The sequence below is a fragment of the Pseudomonas sp. NEEL19 genome, assembly GCF_028751975.1.
GTDB lineage: Bacteria > Pseudomonadota > Gammaproteobacteria > Pseudomonadales > Pseudomonadaceae > Aquipseudomonas > Aquipseudomonas juntendi.
Genome location: NZ_CP081491.1, coordinates 286,574 through 310,910, shown reverse-complemented (window position 1 = coordinate 310,910; position 24,337 = coordinate 286,574). Strand labels below are relative to the sequence as shown.

Annotated in this window: 25 protein-coding genes; 11 read left to right on the top strand and 14 right to left on the bottom strand. The window is 62.3% G+C overall.

The window, feature by feature from the left end; genetic code table 11:
* Positions 1–4 precede the first annotated feature (4 nt).
* The 5 genes from etfA to K4A76_RS01360 all read right to left on the bottom strand — a co-directional run bounded on the left by etfA (position 5) and on the right by K4A76_RS01360 (position 7,056).
* Positions 5–1,237, bottom strand: coding sequence for an electron transfer flavoprotein subunit alpha (gene etfA / locus K4A76_RS01380; RefSeq protein ID WP_029886396.1), 1,233 nt, complete (start codon positions 1,235–1,237; stop codon positions 5–7).
* Positions 1,237–3,189 (bottom strand): dimethylglycine demethylation protein DgcB, encoded by a 1,953-nt coding sequence (dgcB, locus tag K4A76_RS01375; RefSeq protein ID WP_009682905.1) that lies wholly within the window; start codon positions 3,187–3,189, stop codon positions 1,237–1,239. Before dgcB ends, etfA begins: the two co-directional genes overlap by 1 nt.
* Before the next feature lie 205 nt (positions 3,190–3,394).
* Complete coding sequence (gene dgcA / locus K4A76_RS01370) at positions 3,395–5,455, bottom strand: dimethylglycine demethylation protein DgcA (RefSeq protein ID WP_019096852.1); 2,061 nt, start codon at positions 5,453–5,455, stop codon at positions 3,395–3,397.
* A gap of 15 nt (positions 5,456–5,470) precedes the next feature.
* Complete coding sequence (locus tag K4A76_RS01365; RefSeq protein ID WP_274411384.1) at positions 5,471–6,001, bottom strand: DUF5943 domain-containing protein; 531 nt, start codon at positions 5,999–6,001, stop codon at positions 5,471–5,473.
* A gap of 77 nt (positions 6,002–6,078) precedes the next feature.
* Positions 6,079–7,056 (bottom strand): dipeptidase, encoded by a 978-nt coding sequence (locus tag K4A76_RS01360; RefSeq protein WP_009682902.1) that lies wholly within the window; start codon positions 7,054–7,056, stop codon positions 6,079–6,081.
* A 285-nt stretch (positions 7,057–7,341) separates the two neighbouring features.
* Here K4A76_RS01360 and K4A76_RS01355 point away from each other — a divergent pair, with 285 nt between their 5' ends.
* From K4A76_RS01355 to K4A76_RS01345, 3 genes are all read left to right on the top strand, one after another.
* Positions 7,342–7,758, top strand: a complete 417-nt coding sequence (locus K4A76_RS01355; protein WP_033690412.1) for a lysozyme inhibitor LprI family protein — start codon at positions 7,342–7,344, stop codon at positions 7,756–7,758.
* A gap of 134 nt (positions 7,759–7,892) precedes the next feature.
* Positions 7,893–8,585 carry a hypothetical protein gene (locus tag K4A76_RS01350; protein WP_274411383.1) on the top strand — a complete coding sequence of 231 codons (693 nt, stop codon included), beginning with the start codon at positions 7,893–7,895 and terminating at the stop codon, positions 8,583–8,585.
* Between the two features lie 73 nt (positions 8,586–8,658).
* Entirely contained in the window at positions 8,659–9,276 is a 618-nt protein-coding gene (locus tag K4A76_RS01345) for a hypothetical protein (RefSeq protein ID WP_115293263.1), read from the top strand.
* A 3-nt stretch (positions 9,277–9,279) separates the two neighbouring features.
* Here the strand turns inward: K4A76_RS01345 and K4A76_RS01340 are convergent, their stop codons facing one another.
* The gene (locus K4A76_RS01340) at positions 9,280–10,227 is read right to left on the bottom strand and encodes a GlxA family transcriptional regulator (protein WP_274411382.1); all 948 of its coding nucleotides are present in this window, start codon (positions 10,225–10,227) and stop codon (positions 9,280–9,282) included.
* 142 nt (positions 10,228–10,369) lie between these two features.
* On the opposite strand from K4A76_RS01340, the gene choX reads away from it, so the two are divergent.
* From choX to K4A76_RS01315, 5 genes are all read left to right on the top strand, one after another.
* Positions 10,370–11,314, top strand: a complete 945-nt coding sequence (gene choX / locus K4A76_RS01335; protein WP_054905538.1) for a choline ABC transporter substrate-binding protein — start codon at positions 10,370–10,372, stop codon at positions 11,312–11,314.
* A gap of 122 nt (positions 11,315–11,436) precedes the next feature.
* Positions 11,437–12,321: a 3-keto-5-aminohexanoate cleavage protein gene (locus tag K4A76_RS01330; protein ID WP_054905537.1), complete on the top strand. Its 885-nt coding sequence runs from the start codon at positions 11,437–11,439 to the stop codon at positions 12,319–12,321.
* A gap of 63 nt (positions 12,322–12,384) precedes the next feature.
* Positions 12,385–13,350, top strand: a complete 966-nt coding sequence (locus K4A76_RS01325; RefSeq protein ID WP_182365226.1) for an L-carnitine dehydrogenase — start codon at positions 12,385–12,387, stop codon at positions 13,348–13,350.
* A 10-nt stretch (positions 13,351–13,360) separates the two neighbouring features.
* Complete coding sequence (locus K4A76_RS01320; protein ID WP_274411381.1) at positions 13,361–13,855, top strand: thioesterase family protein; 495 nt, start codon at positions 13,361–13,363, stop codon at positions 13,853–13,855.
* A 286-nt stretch (positions 13,856–14,141) separates the two neighbouring features.
* Complete coding sequence (locus tag K4A76_RS01315; RefSeq protein WP_009682891.1) at positions 14,142–14,399, top strand: hypothetical protein; 258 nt, start codon at positions 14,142–14,144, stop codon at positions 14,397–14,399.
* 106 nt (positions 14,400–14,505) lie between these two features.
* Here the strand turns inward: K4A76_RS01315 and K4A76_RS01310 are convergent, their stop codons facing one another.
* From K4A76_RS01310 to K4A76_RS01300, 3 genes are all read right to left on the bottom strand, one after another.
* Positions 14,506–15,612, bottom strand: a complete 1,107-nt coding sequence (locus K4A76_RS01310; RefSeq protein ID WP_274411380.1) for a GlxA family transcriptional regulator — start codon at positions 15,610–15,612, stop codon at positions 14,506–14,508.
* 447 nt (positions 15,613–16,059) lie between these two features.
* Positions 16,060–17,436 carry an L-serine ammonia-lyase gene (locus tag K4A76_RS01305; RefSeq protein WP_054912522.1) on the bottom strand — a complete coding sequence of 459 codons (1,377 nt, stop codon included), beginning with the start codon at positions 17,434–17,436 and terminating at the stop codon, positions 16,060–16,062.
* A gap of 65 nt (positions 17,437–17,501) precedes the next feature.
* Entirely contained in the window at positions 17,502–17,699 is a 198-nt protein-coding gene (locus K4A76_RS01300; RefSeq protein ID WP_274411379.1) for a hypothetical protein, read from the bottom strand.
* Positions 17,700–17,887: 188 nt separating this feature from the next.
* Here K4A76_RS01300 and K4A76_RS01295 point away from each other — a divergent pair, with 188 nt between their 5' ends.
* The 3 genes from K4A76_RS01295 (at position 17,888) to choV (ending at position 20,940) form a co-directional block, all read left to right on the top strand.
* Positions 17,888–18,835 (top strand): choline ABC transporter substrate-binding protein, encoded by a 948-nt coding sequence (locus tag K4A76_RS01295; protein WP_274411378.1) that lies wholly within the window; start codon positions 17,888–17,890, stop codon positions 18,833–18,835.
* 81 nt (positions 18,836–18,916) lie between these two features.
* Entirely contained in the window at positions 18,917–19,765 is an 849-nt protein-coding gene (gene choW / locus K4A76_RS01290; RefSeq protein ID WP_173891635.1) for a choline ABC transporter permease subunit, read from the top strand.
* Positions 19,762–20,940, top strand: a complete 1,179-nt coding sequence (choV, locus tag K4A76_RS01285; protein ID WP_009682886.1) for a choline ABC transporter ATP-binding protein — start codon at positions 19,762–19,764, stop codon at positions 20,938–20,940. Before choW ends, choV begins: the two co-directional genes overlap by 4 nt.
* Positions 20,941–21,042: 102 nt before the next feature.
* Here the strand turns inward: choV and hisF are convergent, their stop codons facing one another.
* Genes hisF through hisB form a run of 5 tightly spaced genes read right to left on the bottom strand, consistent with a single transcriptional unit; the run spans position 21,043 to position 24,082 of the window.
* Entirely contained in the window at positions 21,043–21,813 is a 771-nt protein-coding gene (hisF, locus tag K4A76_RS01280) for an imidazole glycerol phosphate synthase subunit HisF (RefSeq protein WP_029886410.1), read from the bottom strand.
* Between the two features lie 10 nt (positions 21,814–21,823).
* Entirely contained in the window at positions 21,824–22,561 is a 738-nt protein-coding gene (gene hisA, locus K4A76_RS01275; protein ID WP_054912521.1) for a 1-(5-phosphoribosyl)-5-[(5-phosphoribosylamino)methylideneamino]imidazole-4-carboxamide isomerase, read from the bottom strand.
* Positions 22,562–22,588: 27 nt separating this feature from the next.
* Positions 22,589–22,849 carry a DUF2164 domain-containing protein gene (locus K4A76_RS01270; protein ID WP_182365223.1) on the bottom strand — a complete coding sequence of 87 codons (261 nt, stop codon included), beginning with the start codon at positions 22,847–22,849 and terminating at the stop codon, positions 22,589–22,591.
* A complete protein-coding gene (gene hisH, locus K4A76_RS01265) occupies positions 22,850–23,488 on the bottom strand; it encodes an imidazole glycerol phosphate synthase subunit HisH (RefSeq protein ID WP_274411377.1) in 639 nt (212 codons plus the stop codon).
* Entirely contained in the window at positions 23,489–24,082 is a 594-nt protein-coding gene (gene hisB / locus K4A76_RS01260; RefSeq protein WP_009682881.1) for an imidazoleglycerol-phosphate dehydratase HisB, read from the bottom strand.
* Positions 24,083–24,337 lie beyond the last annotated feature (255 nt).

Genomic DNA, 24,337 nt, shown 5'->3' with positions numbered 1-24,337 from the left:
GCCCTTATGCCGCGTCGCGCTGGCCGCCGCTGCGGTAGTTGTCCACAGCTTCGATCAACGCTTTGAGAATCGCCGAGCTGTCGCCAATTACCGACAGGTCAGCCCGTTTGATCATGTCGCAGCCCGGGTCCATGTTGATCGCCACCACCTTGTCGCAGGCACCGATGCCCTGCAGGTGCTGGATCGCGCCCGAGATACCCACAGCCACGTAAACCCGTGCAGTGACCCAGGTACCGGTGGCACCCACCTGACGGTTGCGCGGCATGAAGCCATCGTCCACCGCCACCCGCGAGGCGCCTTCAGTGGCGCCGAGGGCGGCTGTGGCCTTGTGGTACAGGTCCCAGTCCTTGACGCCGTTGCCGCCCGAGACGATGAATTCGGCTTCGGCCATGGCGATGGTGGCCGGGTCTACAGCCACCGAACCAAGGTCCTCGATGCGCGACAGGCTGCGCGCGATGCTTGTGGACAACTCCACCGGCAACGCTTCATGGCGGGTTTCGCTGACCGGCTCGGCACACTCGGCCGCCGCCAGGATCAGCCGTGGCACGGCGCGTTGCAGGTCTTGCTGGCCGGCACCGGCCCGGCCAATGCACTGGCCGTCCTTGACCTGCCAGACCCGCGTCGCCGGGCGCTCGCCGAGGGACGCACCCAGGCGCCGGCCCAGTTCGCCGCCACCGCTGCGGCTGTCGGGCAGCAGCCAGTGGCGCGGGGTGAACTGGTTATCCACAGCGCGCAGGCCCTGCACCAGTTGCTCCGGCGCATAACCTGCAAATTCCTCGCCTTCGAGCACCAGCAGGCGATCGACACCGGCTGTGGAAAAGTTGCTTTCCTTGTGTTCGCCAAACACCACTGCCAGCACGGCGCCGTCGCTGCCGGCCAGGCTATGGGCCAACCCGAGCAGGTCGCGGTCGTGGCTGCTCAGGCGGCCGCCGACCATGTCTGGCACTACGGCAATGTAAAACGCCGGCTCAGGCACCTGGTGCAGCGGCAACTTGACCTCGGCCGCCGCGGTGCGTCGGCCGCCCACAGCCGTGCCCTGCTGGGCGCCACTGCGGTCGATACGCTTGAGGCCGGCCGGGCCCACAAAGCCTGCGGCGAGCGCATGTGGGTTCTTGCGGATGATGCCGTTGGGGCCCATCCAGCTGGTCTGTTGCGTCTGCATCGCAGCATGCAGCGGATGCAGACGGTTACGGGCGATCCACTCGGCGCGTGGGTCGCGGCGGACAATGTCGCTCATCAGTGCACCTCCGCAGGTTCACGTTTGGCCGCTTGCGGCTTTGCGGCGGCAGGCGCGTCTTCTTCGATCAACACATCAGCCACCAGCTCGGCCAGGTCCTTGATCTGTGGGCGCGGTTCGACCACGCCTTCGAGCATGGCGGTGCACTGTGGGCAACCCACGGCTACCAGCTCAGCCTTGGTTTCGCGGATGTCGTCCATGCGCATGTCCGGAATACGCTGCTTGCCGGGGATGTCGGTGATCGGCGCACCGCCGCCACCGCCACAGCACCGCGAACGGAAGCCCGAGCGCTCCATTTCGCGCACTTCGATACCCAGCGCCTTGAGCACCGCACGCGGGGCTTCGTACTCGCCGTTGTAACGGCCCAGGTAGCACGGGTCGTGGTAGGTGACACTGCCACCCTTGTGCTGGCCCAGGTTCAGCTTGTTGGCGGCGATCAGCTCGGCAATGTAAGTGCTGTGGTGCTGCACCTGGTAGTCGCCGCCCAATGCACCGTATTCGTTCTTCAACACATGGAAGCTGTGCGGGTCGCAGGTGACGATACGCTGGAACTTGTACTTGGCCAGAGTCTGGATATTGCGCTTGGCCAGTTGCTGGAAGGTCGCTTCGTCGCCCAGGCGGCGCGCCACGTCGCCGCTGTCGCGTTCTTCCAGGCCAAGCACGGCAAAGTCGACACCCGAGGCCTTGAGCACTTTGACGAACGAGCGCAAGGTGCGCTGGTTGCGCATGTCGAATGCGCCATCGCCCACCCAGAACAGCACCTCGGTGGTTTTCACCTCCGACAGCAGTTGCAGGTTGAGGTCGGCGGCCCAGTTCATACGCCCGCCAGGCGCGAAACCGCCAGGGTTGTCGGTGGCGATCAGGTTGTCCAGCACCTCGGCGCCCTTGTTCGGCGTGGCACCCTTCTCCAGGGTGAGGTGGCGGCGCATGTCGACGATGGCATCGACGTGCTCGATCATCATCGGGCACTCTTCGACACAGGCACGGCAGGTGGTGCACGACCACAGCGTTTCAGCGTCGACCAGGCCATTGACGATCGGCTGGTGCGGGCTGCCGCCGTGCTCGCCAATCGGCTTGCCAGGGTACGGGCTGCCGGCGAACTGGGCGTCGGTGCCACCGGCCAGGCCGATGACCATGTCCTGGATGAGTTTTTTCGGGTTCAACGGCTGGCCGGCGGCAAAGGCCGGGCACATGGCTTCACATTTGCCGCACTGCACGCAGGCATCGAAGCCAAGCAACTGGTTCCAGGTGAAGTCCACCGGTTTTTCCACGCCCAGCGGCGCGTTGGGGTCTTCCAGGTCCAGCGGCTTGAGGCCGGTGGAGCGGCCACCGCCAAAGCGTTCGGCGCGGCGGTGCCAGGCCAGGTGCAGGGCACCGGCGAAGGCGTGCTTCATCGGGCCGCCCCAGGTCATGCCGAAGAACAGCTCGGACACGCCCCACAGCACGCCCAGGCCAAGGATGCCGACCATCACCCAGCCACCGGTGTTGGCCGGCAGGATGCCAGCAACCGGCAGGGTGGCGATGAAGAAGCTCACGGCAAACGCCAGCAGGCTCTTGGGCAGGCGCATCCACGGGCCCTTGGACAGGCGCGAAGGCGGGTTGAGACGGCGCTTGAAGACAAAAATGGCACCGCTGAACATGATCACCGTGGCGACCAGCAGCGCGTAACCAAGGATCTTGCTCTGCAGGCCAAAGCCGTGCACCAGGATCGCCAGCACGGCCGACAGCACGAAGCCGCCTGCGGTGGCCACGTGGGTCTTGGACATGTACTTGTCGCGCTCGACCACATGGTGCAGGTCCACCAGGTAGCGGCGCGGCATGGCCAGCAGGCCGCCGATCAGGTCGACCTTGGAGGCCCGGCCACGTCGCCACATACGCACCCGGCGCAAGGCGCCGAGCACTGCCAGGCCAAGGGCAGCGAACAGCAGGATGGGTAACAGGGTGTTCAACATGGGAGGCTCCCACAACAGCTGGATTCTTGCGCCACCTCAAGGGCGGCGCGGACCCCTGTAGGAGCGGCCTTGTGTCGCGAAAGGGCCGTGAAGCGGCCCCAGCATTCTCAGCGCTGATGAATTGCTGGGGCCGCTTCGCAGCCCTTTCGCGACACAAGGCCGCTCCTACAGGGGGGCCAGTCCCGTCTCTAGATAGACGGTGCGATCAGAAGTCCTTGCACAGCCGCAAGGCGTCGTAGATCGCCGCATGCACGTTGCGCTGGGCCACGCAGTCACCGATGCGGTACAGCAGGTAGCCTTCGCCCGGCTGGCTGAGGATCGGCTGTGGCTTGATGGCGAACAGCGCCTCCACGTCGATCTGGCCCTTGTTGCGCGAACCTTCCTTCAGCGCGTAATACAGCTGCTCGTCAGGGCGCACGCCGTTTTCCACCACCACCTGGTCAACCACGCGCTCTTCCTTGGCGCCGGTGTACTCGTTTTCCAGCACCGCCACCAGCTTGTCGCCTTCGCGGTAGACCTTTTCCAGCATCATGTCGCCGGTCATGATCACTTCTTTCGGGTACATGCTGCGGTAGTAGGTCGGGAAGGTAGTACCGCCCATGGCCACGCCCGGCTTGATGTCGTCGGTGACGATCTCGACCTGGCTGCCCTTGTCGGCGATGAAGTCGGCCACCGACATGCCGGTGAACTCGCAGATGGTGTCGTACACCAGCACGTTCTTGCCCGGCGCAACCTTGCCGTCGAGTACGTCCCAGCTGCTGACCACCAGCCCTTCGGCGGCGCCCCAGTGTTCGTTCTGCTCAAGGAACGAGTGGCCACCTACCGCCAGCACGATCACGTCCGGGCGCAGGTCCTGGATCGTCGCCACGTCGGCGGCGGTGCCCAGGCGCAAGTCGACCTTCAGGCGCGCCAGCTCCAGCTGGTACCAGCGGGTGATACCGGCAATCTGGTCACGTTGCGGTGCCTTGGCGGCGATGGTGATCTGCCCGCCGATCTGGTCCTTCTTCTCGAACAGGGTCACATCGTGGCCACGCTCGGCGGCCACGCGGGCCGCTTCCATGCCCGCCGGGCCGGCACCTACCACCACCACCTTGCGCTTCACGCCAGTGGTCTTCTCGATGATGTGCGGCACGCCCATGTATTCACGGGAGGTGGCAGCGTTCTGGATGCACAGCACATCCAGGCCCTGGTACTGGCGGTCGATGCAGTAGTTCGCACCGACGCACTGCTTGATCTGGTCGATCTGGCCCATCTTGATCTTGGCGATCAGGTGCGGGTCGGCCATGTGCGCACGGGTCATGCCGACCATGTCCACGTAGCCGCCTTCGAGAATGCGCGTGGCCTGGTTCGGGTCCTTGATGTTCTGTGCGTGCAGCACGGGGACCTTGACCACTTCCTTGATACCGGCCGCCAGGTGCAGGAACGGCTCTGGCGGGTAGCTCATGTTCGGAATGACGTTGGCCAGGGTGTTGTGGGTGTCGCAACCCGAGCCGACCACACCGATGAAGTCCAGCATGCCGGTCGCGTCGTAGTAGGCCGCGATCTGCTTCATGTCTTCGTGGCTGAGGCCATCGGGGTGGAACTCGTCGCCACAGATACGCATGCCCACGCAGAAATCGTCACCGACTTCGGCGCGCACAGCCTTCAGCACTTCCAGGCCGAACTTCATGCGGCCCTCGAACGTGCCGCCCCATTCGTCGGTACGCTTGTTGACCCGCGGGCTCCAGAACTGGTCGATCATGTGCTGGTGCACTGCCGACAGCTCGACACCGTCCAGGCCGCCCTCTTTGGCGCGACGCGCGGCCTGGGCGTAGTTACCGATCACCCGCCAGATCTCTTCCACCTCGATGGTCTTGCAGGTGGCGCGGTGCACCGGTTCGCGAATACCCGAAGGCGACATCAGGGTCGGCCAGTTGAAGCCGTCCCAACGCGAGCGACGGCCCATGTGGGTAATCTGGATCATGATCTTGGCCCCATGCTTGTGCATGGCGTCGGCCAGGTTCTGGAAGTGCGGGATGATGCGGTCGGTGGAAAGGTTGACCGATGCCCACCATTCCTGGGGGCTGTCGATGGCCACCACCGACGAACCGCCGCAGATCGCCAGGCCGATACCGCCCTTGGCCTTTTCTTCGTAATACTTCACATAGCGGTCGGTCGTCATGCCGCCGTCAGTGGCGTAGACCTCGGCGTGCGCGGTGCTGAGCACGCGGTTGCGGATGGTCAGTTTGCCGATCTGGATCGGCTGGAACATTGCTTCGAATGCCATGACGCTATCTCCGGCTTACAACGGCTTTGTAACGAACAGGCCATCTTCGTGGCCTTCTTCCGACCCGCCATAGACCTGTTCGGCCACAGTGCGGATAACGCTGCCGCGGGCAGCGAGAATCTGGTCCATGGCGCCGGCGAACCAGCCGGTGAACATGTAGTCGACCTTGCGGCCGCACTTGCCATAGACGTATACGAACGCAGAGTGCTTGAGCTTGACGCTGCAGGTGCCTTTATCCAGGTCGATGTCCTGGATCTCGAACAGGCCCCAGCCACGCTGGCTCAGGCGCTTCATGTAATGCTCGAACACCGCCACGCCTTCCAGGCCATGGCACTCGGCTTCTTTTTCACACCAGTGCCAGGCGGACTTGTAGCCGGCCTTGTAGAGAATCTCGGCGTACTTGTCGGCGCCCAATACCTCTTCGATACCCATGTGGTTGTTGACGAAGAAATGGCGCGGCACGTACAGCATCGGCAAGGCGTCGCTGGTCCAGACACCGGTCTCGCTGTCGACTTCGATTGGCAATTGCGGGGCGATTTTGGCCATGGAAACTCAACTCCATAAAAATTTTTGTTTGGGTGCCCCGGCGTTGCTGGCAGGGGCATTCAGGCTTGGAGAGCGGCTTATTCGCCCCACACGTCCTTGAGGACGTTGACCCAGTTCTCGCCCATGATCTTGCGCACCACGCGCTCGGAGTGGCCGCGCTTGAGCAAGGTTTCGGTGAGGTTGGGGAATTCACCCACGGTACGGATACCCAGCGGGTTGATGATCTTGCCGAAGTTGGTCAGGCGCCGGGCGTAACCCTTGTCGTGGGTCAGGTACTCGAAGAAGTCCTGGCCGTGGCCTTGGGTAAAGTCGGTACCGATGCCGATCGCGTCTTCACCCACGATGTTCATGGTGTACTCGATGGCTTCGGCGTAGTCGTCGATGGTCGAATCGATACCCTTGGCCAGGAACGGGGCGAACATGGTCACGCCAACGAAGCCGCCGTGGTCGGCGATGAACTTCAGCTCGGCGTCGGACTTGTTGCGCGGGTGCTCCTTGAGGCCCGATGGCAGGCAGTGCGAGTAGCACACCGGCTTTTTCGATTCAAGGATGACTTCTTCCGACGTTTTGGAGCCGACGTGGGACAGGTCGCACATGATGCCGACGCGGTTCATTTCGGCGACGATCTCGCGACCAAAGCCCGACAGGCCGCCGTCGCGCTCGTAGCAACCGGTGCCCACCAGGTTCTGGGTGTTGTAGCACATCTGCACGATGCCAACGCCCAGCTGCTTGAACACGTCGACGTAGGCGATCTGGTCTTCGAAGGCGTGGGCGTTCTGGAAGCCGAAGAGAATGCCGGTCTTGCCCAGTTCCTTGGCCTTGCGGATGTCGGCGGTAGTGCGCACCGGCATTACCAGGTCGCTGTTGTCGCGGATCAGCTTCTGGCTGGCGGCGATCTGGTCGACGGTTGCCTTGAACCCTTCCCACACCGATACCGTGCAGTTGGCCGCAGTGAGCCCGCCTTTGCGCATGTCCTCGAACAGCTCGCGGTTCCACTTGGCAATGATCAGGCCGTCAATGACGATACTGTCGGCGTGAAGTTCGGCTGGGCTCATCAGGCTGTCCCCTTTTATCGAATGGGTTGGCGCCAAACCTTGTGCCGGCGCTTTGGGGCCAGCATATGCCTGTGCCCAAAGGCGCCCCGATGCAAAAACGACAGGGGGTTTGCCGAAAGCGTCAATGCGCGACAACAGGGCATCTGGCGCGCGGGCTGGCGATGCGAGACAGTCTCGACAACGGCATTTGCGGCCACTTCATGAACATTTGGTCAGGTAGCTACCACCAGAGCGCAGGCTGAGCGAGAATCCCTGCGATTCGACAGCCAGGTGAGGGGAAAAAGGATGAAATCAATGGCATGGCTGGCGCTGCTGGCCGTTGTGAGCGGGGCCCAGGCCAGCGAGGAAGAAAGCACACCTTGCGACAATGTGGAAACCGACCAGCAAACCTTCGCCTGTGCAGCATTCAACAAGCAGGTCGCCGAGCGTGAGCTGCAGTCGGCCTACGACGAACTCGCCGCGCGCATGCGTGACCAGTTCGGCGACGAAGCCGGCCTGATGTCGCGAATAGAGGCAGCCGAGCAACTCTGGCGTCAACTGCGTGATGCAGACTGCAAGGTCGAAACCCACGCTGAACAGCCAGGCAGCAAGGCCTACCAGACCGCCTGGAACAGCTGCATTGCACAGCGCAGCGATGAGCGGGCCGAATACCTGCGCAGCCTGGGCCTGCAAGACGGTGACGAACCAGCCCCCGAAGATTGAACAGCACCAGAGAAGGACCAACGCCCGAGGAACAACATGCCGCTGATGCCCCCTGCGTCATTGCTCGATAGTGCCCTCCGACCACGTGCTCAGCATGTGTGTCTTGAAATTCAAAACTATCAAGGAATTACAAAGTGGCTGACATCAAAGTTGAAATGGAAAAAATCCGCAAAGAGGGCCAGGAGCGCGTTGCCGCTACCGGCCAGGCCATCTGCGTTTTCGCTGACAATGTGCCTGCCGACGTTGCCCAAGACATCCTGTCCGGCCTGGGCTTGATGACCGCACTGGCCAACAAGAAGTTCAACAAGGAAACCCAGCAGCGCGAGTGGTACAACTTCTACAACGATGGCCTGATCAAATTCGGCTGGACCATGACAGGTACTGCACATGCCGAAGATGCCATTGATGAGGACAACCTGACCCTGGCAGATCTGATCACCAAGTCCGTCACCATCAGCGTTGCCGCGGACCCTCGCCGCGCCGCTTGCGCCAGGCGTGCTCTGCAGGTTGTCGTGCAGAAGCCGGAAGTCAAGGCACACCTGGAAAAGCACAGCCATAGCGAATCCGGCAAATCGAGCAACTTCGTGGTAGCCCAGTGCGAAATGACGCCACAAGGCCTGCCCGCCATGTACATGACCAGCTTCCAGGCCAGCTACGACTCGAAGATCGAGCGTGAGGGCGCCCTGACCCGCAAGGTCGACAAAACGTCTACCCGCGTCTACCGCGCTTCGCAACAAGGCACGTTCAGCGTTCGTCACTTCGACGCTGCGCGGGAACTTGTGAACGAGAAAGTCAAAAAAGACCTCGGCGACTTTTTCACTAGCTGATGAGCGAGGCCGGGTACCAGAAGGTGCTGGTACCCGGTTCTGGTCATGTGCAGCCATCGAGGAACAATGCCACATGAGCGATACAAGCCTGGACACCCGAATATTCGAGGAGCGGCTAAGAATAAAGCCTGCCCCCTGGCTGACACTCGAGACATGGGAAGATTTGCAGCTATGCCTGCGTCATTCACAAGCATTGGCCAATGAAAGCTACTCGATGGAGACCCAGCCTCGGCAATGGTTCGCGCACGCCCTCGCCACCTTGAAATCATTGAAATTCAGCCTGTGTGAACATACACACAAAACCATTGTGTATGAGCCGCACTTGCTTGCGCTCAGCGATGTATACAATGGCTTTCTACCGCCACCGCGCGCCAAAGGGCCTTGGTTCAAAAGCCTGGAAGAAAATATTCAAAACGCCCTGCAGTCGGCGGGTGCACGTAAATTCACCGTCATGAACGCTTCTTCACATCTAAGTATCGAAATGGACCATGAAGGTGACCAGGTTCCGGTGGCGATCCTGTTTTATACCTACTGCGTTACCGACCCGGTCGAGCCCACCCGAAAGTTGAACCTGACATTCGACCATCTGGGTGCACGCTTCAATGCAGAAGGTTTTGCCCCGCTTCGCAAGGACCTGCAAGCGAGCAACCGGGAAAAACTGAGGGCAATTCTCGAGCGCGAGCTTGAGTGAAGCTCATTTGGGGCCGCCCGGCCGACGTTCCTCCCGCGGGCACCGCCCAAACTTCAGCTTGTAGCGCCGCGTAAAATACGATGGAAGTTCAAACCCGCACGCAATGCTGACCTGGGTCACTGACATATCGGTCTGGGCCAACAGCTGACGCGCCTTGTCCAGCCGTAACGCGAGATAGAAACTACTGGGTGTGGTATCCAGGTGTATGCGAAACAACCGCTCCAGTTGACGCCTCGTGACCTTGATCGCGGCTGCCAGATCCAGCGTGGTCAGTGGTGGCTCGAAGTGTTTTTCCATTTCGCCAATGGCATGGATCAGCTTCTTGTTACTGATGCCGTAACGCGCGCCGATCTGCATGCGCTGGTGGTCCTGGCGCTGACGGATACGCCCCAGCACGAACTGCTCGGACACTTTGACCGCCAGTTCGCTGCCATGAGCCTGGGCAATCAAGTGCAGCATCAGATCGATCGAGGCCGTTCCGCCTGCGCAGGTGATGCGGCTGCGGTCAATCTCGAACAGCTCCTGGGTGGCCTGAAGACCTGGATAGCGTTCCTTGAAGGCCTCCAGCGCCTCCCAATGCAACGTCGCCCGGTAACCCTCGAGCAGCCCCGCCTCGGCCAACACCATCGCACCGGTGTCGATACCCCCAAGCATGACAGCGTCATGGTTGAGCCGGCGCAGCGCGTGCAACAGTTTGGGCGCGACATGGGCAAGTGGCTCGAAGCCCGCAACCACCAGCAGGATGTCGGGCGGCTCGCCCTCCCCCAGAGCGGCATCGGCATTGATGGACATGCCATTGCTCGCCAGCACCGCCTCACCGTTCAGGCTCAGCACCTGCCACCGGTACAACGGCCCGCCAAAACGATTGGCTACCCGCAGTGGTTCCACCGCAGAAATGAACCCCATGGCGGAAAAACCGGGCACCAACAGAAAGGCAATCGTCTCCATCATCCCCCTCCACAGAAACTGGTCGCCCAGGTGCTAATTCCTGTCGCTAGCGTGCGCTTGGGCAAGATGGCGCCAGCGTAGCGTATTCACACGGCCCAGAGAGACCGAACCCCATAACAATATGCACTGCCGATGGAGAGCCACCATGCACAGCTTGATCCGCCGCAGCCTGTTGACCCTTGCCCTGAGCAGCATCGCCACTTCCCCACTGTTGGCCGCCGAACCCGCGGCCTGCAAGAACGTACGCCTGGGCGTGGTCAACTGGACCGACGTCATTGCCACCAGCGCCATGGCTCAGGTGCTGCTCGATGGCCTGGGCTACCAGACCAAACAGACCAGCGCTTCGCAGCAGATCATTTTTGCCGGCATCCGCGACAAGCGCCTGGACATGTTCCTGGGTTACTGGAACCCGATCATGACCCAGACCATCACCCCGTTCGTCGACGCCGGGCAGGTCAAGGTGCTCGACAAGCCAAGCCTGGAAGACGCCCGCGCCACCCTCGCCGTGCCGAAATACCTGTATGACAAGGGCCTGAAAACCTTTGCCGATATCCACAAGTTCGAAAAGGAACTGGGCGGCAAGATCTATGGCATCGAGCCAGGCTCGGGGGCCAATACGCAGATCAAGGCCATGATCACCAAGAACCAGTTTGGCCTGGGCAAATTCCAGCTGGTCGAGTCCAGCGAAGCGGGCATGCTCGCCGCGGTCGACCGCGCCGTGCGGCGCAAGGAAGCCGTGGTGTTCTTCGGCTGGGCACCGCACCCGATGAATGTGAACATCGACATGGCCTACCTGGGTGACAGCCAGGACGCCCTCGGCCCCGACGAAGGCCGTGCCACGGTGTGGACGGTGACCGCGCCGGATTACGCCGAACGCTGCCCCAACGCCAACCGCCTGCTGGCCAACCTGAAATTCAGCGCCGAGGACGAGAGCCGCATGATGCAGCCGCTGCTCGACCACAAGGACGCGCTGGAGTCGGCCCGCCAGTGGCTGAAAGACCACCCCGAAGACAAGGCGCGCTGGCTGGAAGGGGTGACCACCTTCGATGGCAAGCCGGCTGCGGACAACCTCAAGCTTACCGCCAACTGACAGGGCCTCTTCGCGGCTGAACCCGTTCCCACAGGGCATACCTGGGCAGGGCCATCACGGTCCCCTGTGGGCGCGGGCTTGCCCGCGAAAACGCCAGCACATACACCACAAGGAACCGCACCATGAACCACGACGTCATCATCACCTGCGCCCTTACCGGTGCCGGTGATACCGCCTCGAAAAGCCACCTTGTCCCCGTCACCCCCCGGCAAATCGCCGACGCTGCCGTAGAGGCTGCCAAGGCGGGCGCCACCGTGGTCCACTGCCACGTGCGCGACCCGCAAACCGGCCGCTTCAGCCGTGACGTGGCGCTGTACCGCGAAGTCATGGAGCGCATTCGTGAAGCCGACGTGGACATCATCGTCAACCTCACCGCCGGCATGGGGGGTGACCTGGAAATCGGCCCGGGTGAAACGCCACTGGAATTCGGCGCCGGCACCGACCTGATCGGCCCGCTGGAGCGCCTGGCCCACGTTGAAGCGTTGTTGCCGGAAATCTGCACCCTCGACTGCGGCACCCTCAACTTTGGCGACGGCAACTCGATCTACGTGTCCACCCCTGCGCAACTGCGCGCCGGCGCCAAGCGCATCACCGAACTTGGCGTGAAGGCAGAACTGGAAATCTTCGACACCGGCCACTTGTGGTTCGCCAAGCAAATGATGAAGGAAGGCCTGCTGGACGACCCTCTGTTCCAGCTATGCCTGGGCATCCCGTGGGGCGCGCCGGCCGACACCACCACCATGAAAGCCATGGTAGACAACCTGCCGGCCAATGTTACCTGGGCGGGTTTCGGCATCGGCCGCATGCAGATGCCGATGGCAGCGCAGGCCGTGTTGCTGGGCGGCAACGTGCGGGTGGGGCTGGAAGACAACCTGTACCTGGACCGTGGCGTGCTGGCCAGCAATGGCCAGCTGGTCGAACGGGCGGTGGAGATCATCTCGCGCCTTGGCGCCCGTGTACTGACCCCGGCCGAGGGGCGGGAAAAAATGAACCTCAAGCGTCGCTGATCCCGCCCGCTCCTACAAGGACTGGCGCCAATCCTGAGCATTCTTTTAGCCTGAGGACTCGATATGCCCTTCATCACCGAGATCAAGACCTTCGCCGCCCTGGGTAGCGGCGTGATCGGCAGCGGCTGGGTGGCCCGCGCCCTGGCCCACGGCCTGGACGTGATCGCCTGGGACCCTGCACCTGGCGCGGAACCGGCGCTGCGCAAGCGTATTGCCAATGCGTGGCCAGCGCTTGAGAAGCAGGGGCTGGCGGCCGGCGCGTCACAAGCCCGCCTGAAGTTCGTCGCCACCATCGAGGAATGCGTACGCGATGCCGATTTCATTCAGGAAAGCGCGCCAGAGCGGCTGGACCTGAAGCTCGACCTGCACGCAAAAATAAGCGCCGCGGCCAAGCCCGAGGCCATCATCGGCTCCAGCACTTCCGGCCTGCTGCCCAGCGAGTTCTACGAGTCTGCCACGCACCCGGAGCGCTGCGTGGTGGGCCACCCGTTCAACCCGGTGTACCTGCTGCCGCTGGTGGAAATCGTCGGTGGCAAACGTACCGCGCCCGAAGCCATCGAGGCGGCCAAGGTCATCTATACCGCCCTCGGCATGCGCCCGCTGCACGTGCGCAAGGAAGTGCCCGGTTTCATTGCCGACCGCCTGCTCGAAGCACTCTGGCGCGAGGCCCTGCACCTAGTGAACGACGGCGTGGCGACCACCGGTGAAATCGACGACGCGATCCGCTTTGGCGCCGGCCTGCGCTGGTCGTTCATGGGCACCTTCCTCACCTACACCCTGGCCGGTGGCGATGCAGGCATGCGCCACTTCATGTCGCAGTTCGGCCCGGCGCTGAAACTGCCGTGGACCTACCTGCCCGCACCGGAACTGACCGACAAGCTGATTGACGATGTGGTGGACGGCACCTCGGCGCAACTGGGTGAACGCAGCATTGCCGCCCTGGAACGCTATCGTGATGACACCCTGCTTGCAGTGCTTGAAGCCGTAAAGAGCAGCAAGCAAAAGCACGGCATGTCGTTCGGCGAATGAGGAGCCCACAATGCCCGCACTGATCACCTACCGCACCCCGGTCCAGGAGGACTGGGTAGACTACAACGGGCACCTGCGCGATGCCTTTTACCTGCTGATTTTCAGCTACGCCACCGATGCGCTGATGGAGCGCATCGGCCTGGATGCCGATAGCCGAGGGCAGAGTGGCCATTCGCTGTTCACCCTTGAGGCGCACATCAACTACCTGCATGAGGTGAAGCTTGGCACCGAGGTGTGGGTGCAGACGCAGATCATCGGCGTTGATCGCAAGCGCCTGCATGTCTATCACAGCCTGCACCGGGCCGGGTTCGATGAGGTGCTGGCTGCCAGCGAGCAGATGCTCCTGCACGTTGACCTGGCGGGGCCGAAATCCGCGCCGTTCGAAGCGCGCAGCATGGCAGCGATACAGCACCTGCAAACGCAACAGGATGATCTGTCGATATCCAACTACGTTGGCGCAACCATCCGCCGCCTGAGCCAGCCGGCTGATGGCTCAACCTGCTGACCCTTGCCGAACATACCGCGCCCAAAAAATAACCCCGGAAAGCCGTGAGCATCCGGGGCCAAGAGCGAGCAACATCCACTGTGCATGAACGAGGGTGACCAAACCCTCTGGTACCGTGAATGGCCTCAGTGTGGGGCCTGGGAAGGCGCTGGATTTAGCCGTAAACGACCTGTTCTTAGCCATGGCAGCCATGCCGGCATTCTGTTGTTGCGGGTCTGTCGCCCGCGTCACAGAATCGGTCGTAAATCACAGCAGCACTCTCTTCGCGATAAAAGGGACAACAGCCATGATGCATGCGGATTTGATTGATCAGGACGACCTGGCAGGCCACCTGCGGGCGCGTGGGTTCGACATTCCAGCCGGGGCCACTGCCGAGCAGGCCTGCGAGGCAGTGGTGCGCGGGCTGACCGAGCCCAATGCACGGGCCCTGAAGGGGATGGTGGAACAGATGTATACCGGTAGCGCGACGATTCTGCCGGCGGTACGCCAGGCCATCGACAAGCAGTTGTTGCCGGCATTGGCGCAGTTCAACAAGCGCGCCTGATTTCCTCTGTTACGGCCCCATCGCCGGCAAGCCAGCTCCCACAGGGATCACACAGGCTCAAGACCTGTGCAAGACCTAGGGGGGCCGGCTTCCCGGCGATGCCGTTTCAGAGCCTTACGCTGGCAAAGGTCGATTCGTTACGCGCCTGGCTCAGGGCAGCCATCGGCCCGCTGTGCGGCGACAAGGTCATGGCCTGCGGAATCGGCATCATTGCCACCTGCTGCGTGGTGTTGGAGCCCACGCGCTCATCACGCGGCGGAATGCCGAAGTACTCGCGGTAGCACTTGGAGAAGTGCGGCGTGGAGACGAAACCGCACACCGATGCCACTTCGATGATCGACATGGGTGTCTGTTTGAGCAGCTGCCGGGCGCGGATAAGGCGCAGCTTCAGGTAGTAGCGCGACGGCGAGCAGTGCAGGTACTTCTGGAACAACCGCTCGAGCTGGCGCCGCGACACCGACACATACACCGCCAACTCGTCCAAGTCGATCGGCTCTTCCAGGTTGGCTTCCATTAGCGCGACAATTTCCTGCAGTTTCGGCTGGTTGGTGCCGAGCATGTGCTTGAGCGGCACGCGCTGGTGATCCTGCTCGTTGCGAATGCGCTCGTAGACGAACATTTCGGAGATTGCCGCCGACAGCTCGCGGCCGTGGTCGCGGCTGATCAGGTGCAGCATCATGTCCAGCGGCGCGGTGCCGCCAGAGCTGGTGAAGCGGTTGCGGTCGAGGGTGAACAGACGGGTACTCATGTTGACCCGCGGGTAGGCCTCCTGCATGGCGGCCAGGCATTCCCAGTGCACGCTGCAATCAAAGCCGTCGAGCAGGCCGGCACAGGCCAAGGCCCAGCTGCCCGTGCACACGGCACCCAGGCGCCGCGACTGACGCGCCTGGGCTTGCAGCCAGGTTACGTGCTCGCGGGTAACGGTGCGCTGAATGCCTACACCGCCGCAGACGATCACGGTGTCGATCGCAGGGGCGCTGTGCATTGCCGCGTCCGGGGTAATCTGCAAACCATCGCTGGCCCACACCTGGCCGCCATCGACCGTCAGCGTGTGCCAGCGGTACAGTTCGCGGCCGGACAGCTGGTTGGCCATGCGCAGGGGCTCCACAGCCGAAGCCAGGGAAATCAGGGTGAAATTGTCCAATAGAAGAAACCCGATGGACTGGGGTGCTGTGCGGTTCTGGGACGGGGCCCCGGAGGTGTAGGACGTCATCGCGGTTTCTCCTCACACAAATGCTGGATGTGCCTCAGGCGGGCACTCATTTTCTTGTTATTGCCCCCGCCACATGCCGGGGGTGGGTGACCATTACCTACGCAAACGCCGTGCCTGAAATTGAATGGCCATCCAAAAAAACCTGAAAACGACCCCTTTGTCAGGCAAATCATAGGCTTTGGATGTGCTGGCCAAGTTGTCTCAAACAGCCGTGCTAGGCGCCGTGCGGGTAACGGCTGAGCAGTTTGGTGACACGCCGTGGGGCAGTTGCCCAGAAACGACACTGTTTAGTGTCACCGACAAGCCCCACACTGATTACGACATCCGGCAATTGGCTGATTCGAGTGCCCCATAAAGGAGCACTGGCAGGCATTTTGCGCTGCCTTGAAACTCGAGGGCCTCTTGCCGGGTTCAACCGCCAAGAGGCCCTGGGTGCCTACTGAAACATCAGCATTCGATGGCACTGACCGCCAGGCCACCGCGGGAGGTTTCCTTGTACTTGTCGTGCATGTCGGCACCGGTGTCGCGCATGGTACGGATCACCTGGTCGAGGGAAATGAAGTGCTCGCCATCGCCACGCAGGGCCATTTGCACCGCGTTGATGGCTTTTACCGCAGCAATCGCGTTGCGCTCGATGCACGGCACCTGCACCAACCCGCCCACCGGGTCGCAGGTGAGCCCCAGGTTGTGCTCCAGGGCAATTTCCGCGGCGTTTTCCAGCTGCGCCGGGGTCGCGCCCAACACTTGCGCAAGGCCGGCCGCGGCCATGGCGCAGGCAGAGCCGACCTCGCCCTGGCAGCCTACTTCGGCGCCGGAGATGGAGGCGTTCTTCTTGCACAGGATGCCGACCGCCGCAGCGCCCAGGAAGAAATCGGTAACACTGGACTCGTCCACCTCATCGCTGAAGCGCATGTAGTAGTGCAATACCGCCGGGATGATGCCCGCCGCGCCGTTGGTAGGCGCCGTCACCATGCGCCCGCCTGCGGCGTTCTCTTCGTTGACAGCCAGGGCGAACAGGTTGACCCACTCCATGGCACTCATGGTCGAGCCGATCACGTTGGGCTTGCCGATTTCCTGCAGGCTGCGGTGCAGCTTGGCGGCGCGGCGGCGCACATTGAGCCCACCGGGCAACGTACCCTCGTATTTCAGGCCGTTGTTGACGCATTCCTGCATGGCTTGCCAGAGCTTGCGCAAGCCGGCGTGAATCTCTTCTTCACTGCGCCAGACCTTTTCGTTGGCCATCATCAATTGCGACACGCTGAGGTCGTTTTGCTTGCATAGCTGCAGCAGCTCGGCGGCGCTGTTGAAATCGTACGGCAGCACGGTCTGGTCGGCATCCAGCACACCACTGGCGGCCTGCGCGGCATCCACCACAAAGCCGCCACCCACCGAGTAGTAGGTGTCTCGGTGCAACTCGCCCTGCTCGCCTTCGGCAACCAAGGTCATGGCGTTGGGGTGGTAGGGCAGGTTTTCGTCCAGCAGCAGCATGTCGCGCGCCCACACGAACTCGACAGGCAGGCGCCCGTCCAGCTTGAGGGTATTGGTTTCGCGCAGGTCGGCGATGCGCGGCACGATCTGGGTCGGGTCAATGGCGTCTGGCCATTCCCCCATCAGCCCCATGATGGTGGCGTTGTCGGTGCCGTGGCCGACGCCGGTGGCCGACAGCGAGCCATACAGGCGCACCTCGATCCGCCGTACCCGTTCCAACTCGCCGCGCTCGCGCAGCCCTTGGACAAACAGGGCGCCAGCACGCATGGGGCCGACGGTGTGGGAGCTGGAAGGCCCGACACCGATCTTGAACAGGTCGAACACGCTGATGGCCATTACCGAATCACCTCTTGCTGGGCTTGTCTGTGCGCGCCATGCGCACGGCGGGGTAGCTGCTAGGCTCAAGCAGGGCCGCCTTGAATTGCCAGCATCATCGGGCTTTTACCGGCCGCCTCGCCGTCTGCAACCGACGCCATTTTGTCCAGCAGCGCCGCACCGGTTTTACCTGGGGAATGGGCCCGAAACGCCGTTTTCCATTGGCCTGTTGACGCAAAAATGCGGGCGAGGGGTTGGAAAAATCCATAAGCGACATCGCCCATACTGGATACGACCCGTTCCGTACTGGATACGACCCTACCAGTAGGCGATTGCCCGGCGGTGGAGGATTATCGAAAGCGACTCGTAAAGCACGGCCACGCATCCTGCCCTCTGCAGGCCTGGTCGACCGGACCGTCAGAGCGTTCGGCGACCCACGCGAACCCGAAGACAAAATCTCAGGAGTCCACCCATGAAAGGTACACCCTCGCTGTTGCTGGTTGCGTTGCTGTCCGCACCGTTGCTGGCTCAGGCCGCCGAGCCCGAGCAGTGCCAGACGGTCCGTTTCTCCGATGTCGGCTGGACCGACATCACGGTCACCACTGCGACCACCAGCGTTGTGCTCGAAGCACTGGGTTACAAAACCCACACCACCATGATCTCGGTACCGGTGACCTACAAGTCGCTGGCTACCGGCAAGGACCTGGACGTGTTTCTCGGCAACTGGATGCCGACCATGGAAAACGATATCAAGCAGTACCGCGACGCCGGCACTGTGGACACCGTGCGCGCCAACCTGGAAAACGCCAAGTACACCCTGGCCGTGCCCCAGGCGCTGTATGACAAGGGCCTGAAGGATTTCAGCGACATTGCCAAGTTCAAGCAGGAGCTGGGCGGCAAGATCTACGGCATCGAACCCGGCAACGATGGCAACCGCACCATCCAGAGCATGATTGACAAGAACGCCTTCGGCCTGAAAGACGCCGGCTTCAAGCTGGTGCAGTCCAGCGAGGCCGGCATGCTGTCGCAGGTCGACCGGGCGCAGAAGCGTGGCGAAGCCATGGTGTTCCTGGGCTGGGAACCGCACCCGATGAACACCCGCTTCAAGATGCAGTACCTGACCGGCGGGGACGATTACTTCGGCCCCGACTTCGGCAAGGCGACCGTATACACCAACACCCGCAAAGGCTACGTGCAGGAGTGCAGCAACGTTGGCCAACTGCTGAAGAACCTGTCGTTCGAGCTCAAGGATGAAAGCACCATGATGGGCTACGTCCTGGACGACAAGATGAAGCCCGAGGCCGCTGCCAAGAAATGGCTCAAGGACAACCCAGGCAAGCTGGACACCTGGCTGGCCGGCGTGACTACCGTGGATGGCAAACCCGGCCTGGAGGCGGCCAAGGCCAAGCTGATGCAATAACGCAATTCGCCATAGCGCTACCTCGGGGCAGGACCGTGCCTGTCCCGGGTTGAGTTCAATCTATGCAGGTGGAAGCTCGCTATCATGCTTATCGATCAGAAAATACCGCTGGGTCAGTACATCGCCTCGTTCGTTGAATGGCTGACCCTGCACGGCGCGAATTACTTCGACGCCATCGCACAGGGCCTGGAGTTCATGATCCACGGCGTCACCAGTGCCTTGACCTGGTTCAACCCGTTCGTCCTCACCGCCCTGTTCGCTGCCCTGGCGCACCTCATCCAGCGTAAATGGTCGCTGACCGCATTCGTCGCCCTGTCGTTCCTGTTGATCTTCAACCTGGGTTACTGGCAGGAAACCATGGAAACCCTGGCACAAGTGACCTTCGCCACCGTGGTGTGCGTGGCCATCGGCGTGCCGCTGGGCATCGTCGCCGCGCACAAACCCATGTTCTACACCGCCATGCGCCCGGTGCTCGACCTGATGCAAACGGTGCCCACCTTCGTGTACCTGATCCCCACCCTGACGCTGTTCGGCCTGGGCGTGGTGCCAGGGCTGATCTCGACCGTGGTGTTCGCCATTGCCGCCCCTATCCGCCTCACCTATCTGGGCATCTGCGACGTACCGCAGGAGCTGATGGACGCCGGCAAGGCGTTTGGCTGCTCGCGCCGCCAACTGCTCACCCGTATCGAACTGCCGCATGCGATGCCCAGCATCGCCGCCGGCGTTACCCAGTGCATCATGTTGTCGCTGTCGATGGTGGTGATCGCCGCCCTGGTCGGCGCTGACGGCCTGGGCAAACCTGTGGTCAACGCACTGAACACCGCCGATATTTCCCTGGGCTTCGAAGCGGGCCTGGCGATCGTGCTGCTGGCGATCATGCTCGACCGTATCTGCAAGCAACCGGAACTGCCGGTAAGGGGTGAAGCATGAGCATCATTCGTTTCGAAGACGTCGACGTCATTTTCTCCAACAAGCCACGCGAGGCGCTGGCACTGCTGGACAAAGGCCAGACTCGCGAGCAGATCCTCAAGCAGACCGGCCTGGTGGTGGGCGTCGAAAAAGCCAACCTGGACATCCAGAAGGGCGAGATCTGCGTGTTGATGGGCCTGTCCGGTTCGGGCAAGTCGAGCCTGCTGCGCTGCATCAACGGCCTGAACACCGTCAGCCGCGGCAAGCTGTTTGTCGAACATGAAGGCAAGCACATCGACATCGCCCACTGCACCCCGGCCGAGCTGAAAATGATGCGCACCAAGCGCATTGCCATGGTGTTCCAGAAGTTCGCCCTGATGCCCTGGCTGACGGTACGCGAGAACATCAGCTTTGGCCTGGAAATGCAGGGCCGGCCGGAAAAGGAACGGCGCAAGCTGGTCGACGAAAAGCTTGAGCTGGTGGGCCTGACCCAGTGGCGCAACAAGAAGCCGGACGAACTGTCGGGCGGCATGCAGCAACGTGTTGGCCTGGCCCGCGCGCTGGCGATGGACGCCGACATCCTGCTGATGGACGAACCCTTCTCGGCACTGGACCCGCTGATCCGCCAGGGCTTGCAGGATGAACTGCTGGGCCTGCAGGCCAAGCTGAGCAAGACCATCGTGTTCGTCAGCCATGACCTGGACGAGGCGTTGAAGCTGGGTAGCCGTATCGCGATCATGAAAGACGGCCGGATCATCCAGTACAGCAAGCCGGAAGAAATCGTGCTAAACCCGGCCGACGAGTACGTGCGTACCTTCGTCGCCCACACCAACCCGCTGAACGTACTTTGCGGCCGCAGCCTGATGCGCAGCCTGGACAACTGCAAACGGGTCAATGGTTCGGTGTGCCTCGACCCGAGCGGCGACTCGTGGCTGGACCTGGGCGAAGGCAACTCGATCAAGCGCGCACGCCAAGGGCAAAACGGCCTGGAGATGCAGCAATGGGCGCCGGGGCAGTCGGTGGAAGGCCTGGGGCGTCGGCCGACGCTGGTGCATGCGGACATCGGCATGCGTGAAGCGCTGCAGATTCGCTACCACACCGGCAACAAGCTGGTGCTGCAGGAGAACGACAAACTGGTGGGGATTCTGGGGGATACCGAGCTGTATCACGCACTGCTTGGCAAGAACCACGGGTGATGCAATTGGGGCCGCGCTGCGGCCCTTCGCGGGCACGCCCGCTCCCACAGTGTAGGAGCGGGCGTGCCCGCGAAGGGCTGCCAAGCAGCCCCAATCAATGTTTCAGCGAACGACGATCCCGCGCGCTGCCATGTAGGCCTTGGCCTCCGGCACCGTGTACTCGCCAAAGTGGAAAATGCTGGCCGCCAACACCGCGCTGGCATGCCCTTGCACAATACCGTCAGCCAGGTGCTGCAGGTTACCCACCCCGCCCGAGGCAATCACTGGAATACCCAGCGCATCGCTGATGGCCCGGGTAACACCCAGGTCGAAGCCGCTCTTCATCCCGTCCTGGTCCATGCTGGTCAGCAGGATCTCGCCGGCACCCAGGCCCTCCATCTTCTTCGCCCATGCCACCGCATCCAGCCCGGTCGGCTTGCGCCCACCGTGGGTGAAGATTTCCCAGCGGGGTTCTTCACCCGGCCCGGACACCTTCTTGGCGTCGATGGCCACGACAATGCACTGCGAGCCAAAACGGTCTGCCGCCTCGCCCACGAACTCCGGGTTGAACACCGCGGCGGTGTTGATCGACACCTTGTCTGCCCCGGCATTGAGCAGGTTGCGGATGTCCTGCACGGTACGCACGCCACCGCCCACGGTCAGCGGGATGAACACCTGGCTGGCCATGCGCTCGACGGTATGCAGGGTGGTATCGCGGCCATCGACGCTGGCGGTGATGTCGAGGAAAGTGATTTCGTCGGCACCCTGCTCGTTGTAGCGACGGGCAATTTCCACCGGGTCGCCGGCATCACGGATGTTCTCGAACTTGACGCCCTTGACCACCCGGCCGTTGTCCACGTCCAGGCAAGGGATGATGCGCTTGGCCAGTGCCATGGTTCAGTCCTCAGCCTTGGTAGTTGTCGCAGAAGGCCTGGGCCTCGGCCACGTCGAGGGTGCCTTCGTAGATGGCACGGCCGGTGATGGCGCCGATGATGCCGGGGGCCTTGGCGTCCAGCAGTGCCTTGATGTCACCCAGGTTGTGAATGCCGCCCGAAGCAATTACCGGAATCGAGGTGGCTTCGGCCAATGCCTTGGTGAATGGCACGTTGCAGCCTTGCATCATGCCGTCCTTGGCGATGTCGGTGTAGACGATCGCCGAAACGCCATCGGCCTCGAAACGCTTGGCCAGGTCGATCACCTGCACCGAGCTGACTTCGGCCCAGCCGTCGGTGGCGACGAAGCCGTCCTTGGCATCCAGGCCAACGATGACCTTGCCCGGGAAGGCCTTGCACGCCTCGGCGACGAACGCTGGCTGCTTGACCGCCTTGGTGCCGATGATCACATAGCTGACGCCAGCCTTGACGTAGTGCTCGATGGTTTCCAGCGAACGAATGCCGCCGCCGATCTGAATCGGCAGGGTGGGGTAGCGCTTGGCAATGGCAGTGACCACTTCACCGTTGACCGGCTGGCCTTCGAAGGCACCGTTGAGGTCGACCAGGTGCAGGCGGCGGCAGCCACCCTCGACCCACTTGGCGGCCATGCTCACCGGGTCGTCGGAGAATACCGTGGAGTCTTCCATACGGCCCTGGCGCAGGCGCACGCAGGCACCGTCCTTCAGATCGATAGCGGGGATAATCAGCATCTTGGAAACCTGTCTGTTCGTGGGGTTTCAGGGCTTTTCAAGCGCCCACAGATCGCTTTCGATGCTCTCGAACCGCTCCTTGAGGTGCAGCTGAACATCGGCAATCGCCCTGTTGTAGTAATGGGGTGCAATTTCTTTGCTGAACAGCTCAAGGACCTCAGCCACCTCGAAAGACCCCAGCTCCAGCTCGAAACGGTCTTCGAGGAAGCGTTTGAGCGTAGCGAGCGCGTCGCGCTCCTGCTCAGGGGCCAGGGTGATGATCGGGGCCTTGGTCTTTGACCTGCTCATTTACCAACGCCCGTCCCAGGCGACGAAATTCTGCAGCAGCTGCAGGCCATGGGTATGGCTTTTCTCTGGGTGGAACTGCACGGCGAAGCGCGAGCCATCGGCCAGTGCGGCAGCGAAATCGACGCCGTAGTGGCCACGGCCGACCACCTGGCCCGGCTTGCCGGCATTGATGTAGTAGCTGTGCACGAAATAGAAACGTGCGCGGTCCGGAATGTCGTGCCACAGCGGGTGGTGGATGGTCTGGCTGACTTCGTTCCAGCCCATGTGCGGCACCTTCAGGTGCTCGCCGTCTTCTTGCAGGTCTTTGCCGAAGAAGCGCACCTGGCCGGGGAACAAACCGATGCAGTCGACGCCGGTGTTCTCCTCGCTGTGTTCGAGCAGTGCCTGCATACCCACGCAGATGCCCAGGAACGGCCGGTCCAGGCTGACTTCGCGCACCAGGCTGTCGAAGCCCAGGCGGCGGATTTCGGCCATGCAGTCGCGAATCGCACCTACCCCAGGGAACACCACGCGATCCGCCTCGCGGATGACCGCCGCATCACTGGTAACCAGCACTTTACCGGCACCGACGTGCTCGAGCGCCTTGGCCACCGAGTGCAGGTTGCCCATGCCATAGTCGATTACGGCTACCGTCTGCATTTACAGGCACCCTTTGGTGGACGGCATCTGGCCGGCCATGCGCTCGTCCAGGGTGACCGCCATGCGCAGGGCACGGCCGAACGCCTTGAACACGGTTTCGATCTGGTGGTGAGTGTTGTGGCCACGCAGGTTGTCGATGTGCAGGGTAACCAGGGCGTGGTTGACGAAGCCTTGGAAGAACTCCTGGAACAGGTCGACATCGAAGCCACCGACGCTGGCCCGGGTATACGGCACATGCATTTGCAGGCCTGGGCGGCCAGAGAAGTCGATGACCACGCGCGACAGCGCTTCGTCCAGCGGCACGTAGGCGTGGCCGTAGCGGAAGATGCCCTTCTTGTCACCGATGGCCTGGGCGAATGCCATGCCCAGGGTGATGCCAACGTCTTCGACGGTATGGTGGTCGTCGATATGGGTGTCACCCTTGCACTCGATATCCAGATCGATCAGCCCGTGGCGGGCGATCTGGTCCAGCATGTGTTCCAGGAAAGGCACACCGATATCGAATCGGGCCTTGCCACTGCCATCGAGGTTGATCGAGCACTTGACCTGGGTTTCCAGGGTATTGCGCTCGACGGAAGCCTTACGTTCGACCATCACCAGCTCCGCAAAATCATTGGGCGAAAAGGGTGCCATTATAGGCCCAGAACGCGCCAGCTTGAAACGCGGATGACATATGGCAAAGCGAGCAATGACGGGGGGTTGATAGCGCTACAGGTCTATACAACCGGGTGAAGGGGAGCTGCTTTGCAGCCCATCGCGACACAAGGCCGCTCCTACTGGGGCCGCATGAGCCTCAAACTTGCACGGCACGGTAGGAGCGGCCTTGCGTCGCGAAAGGGGCGCAAGGCG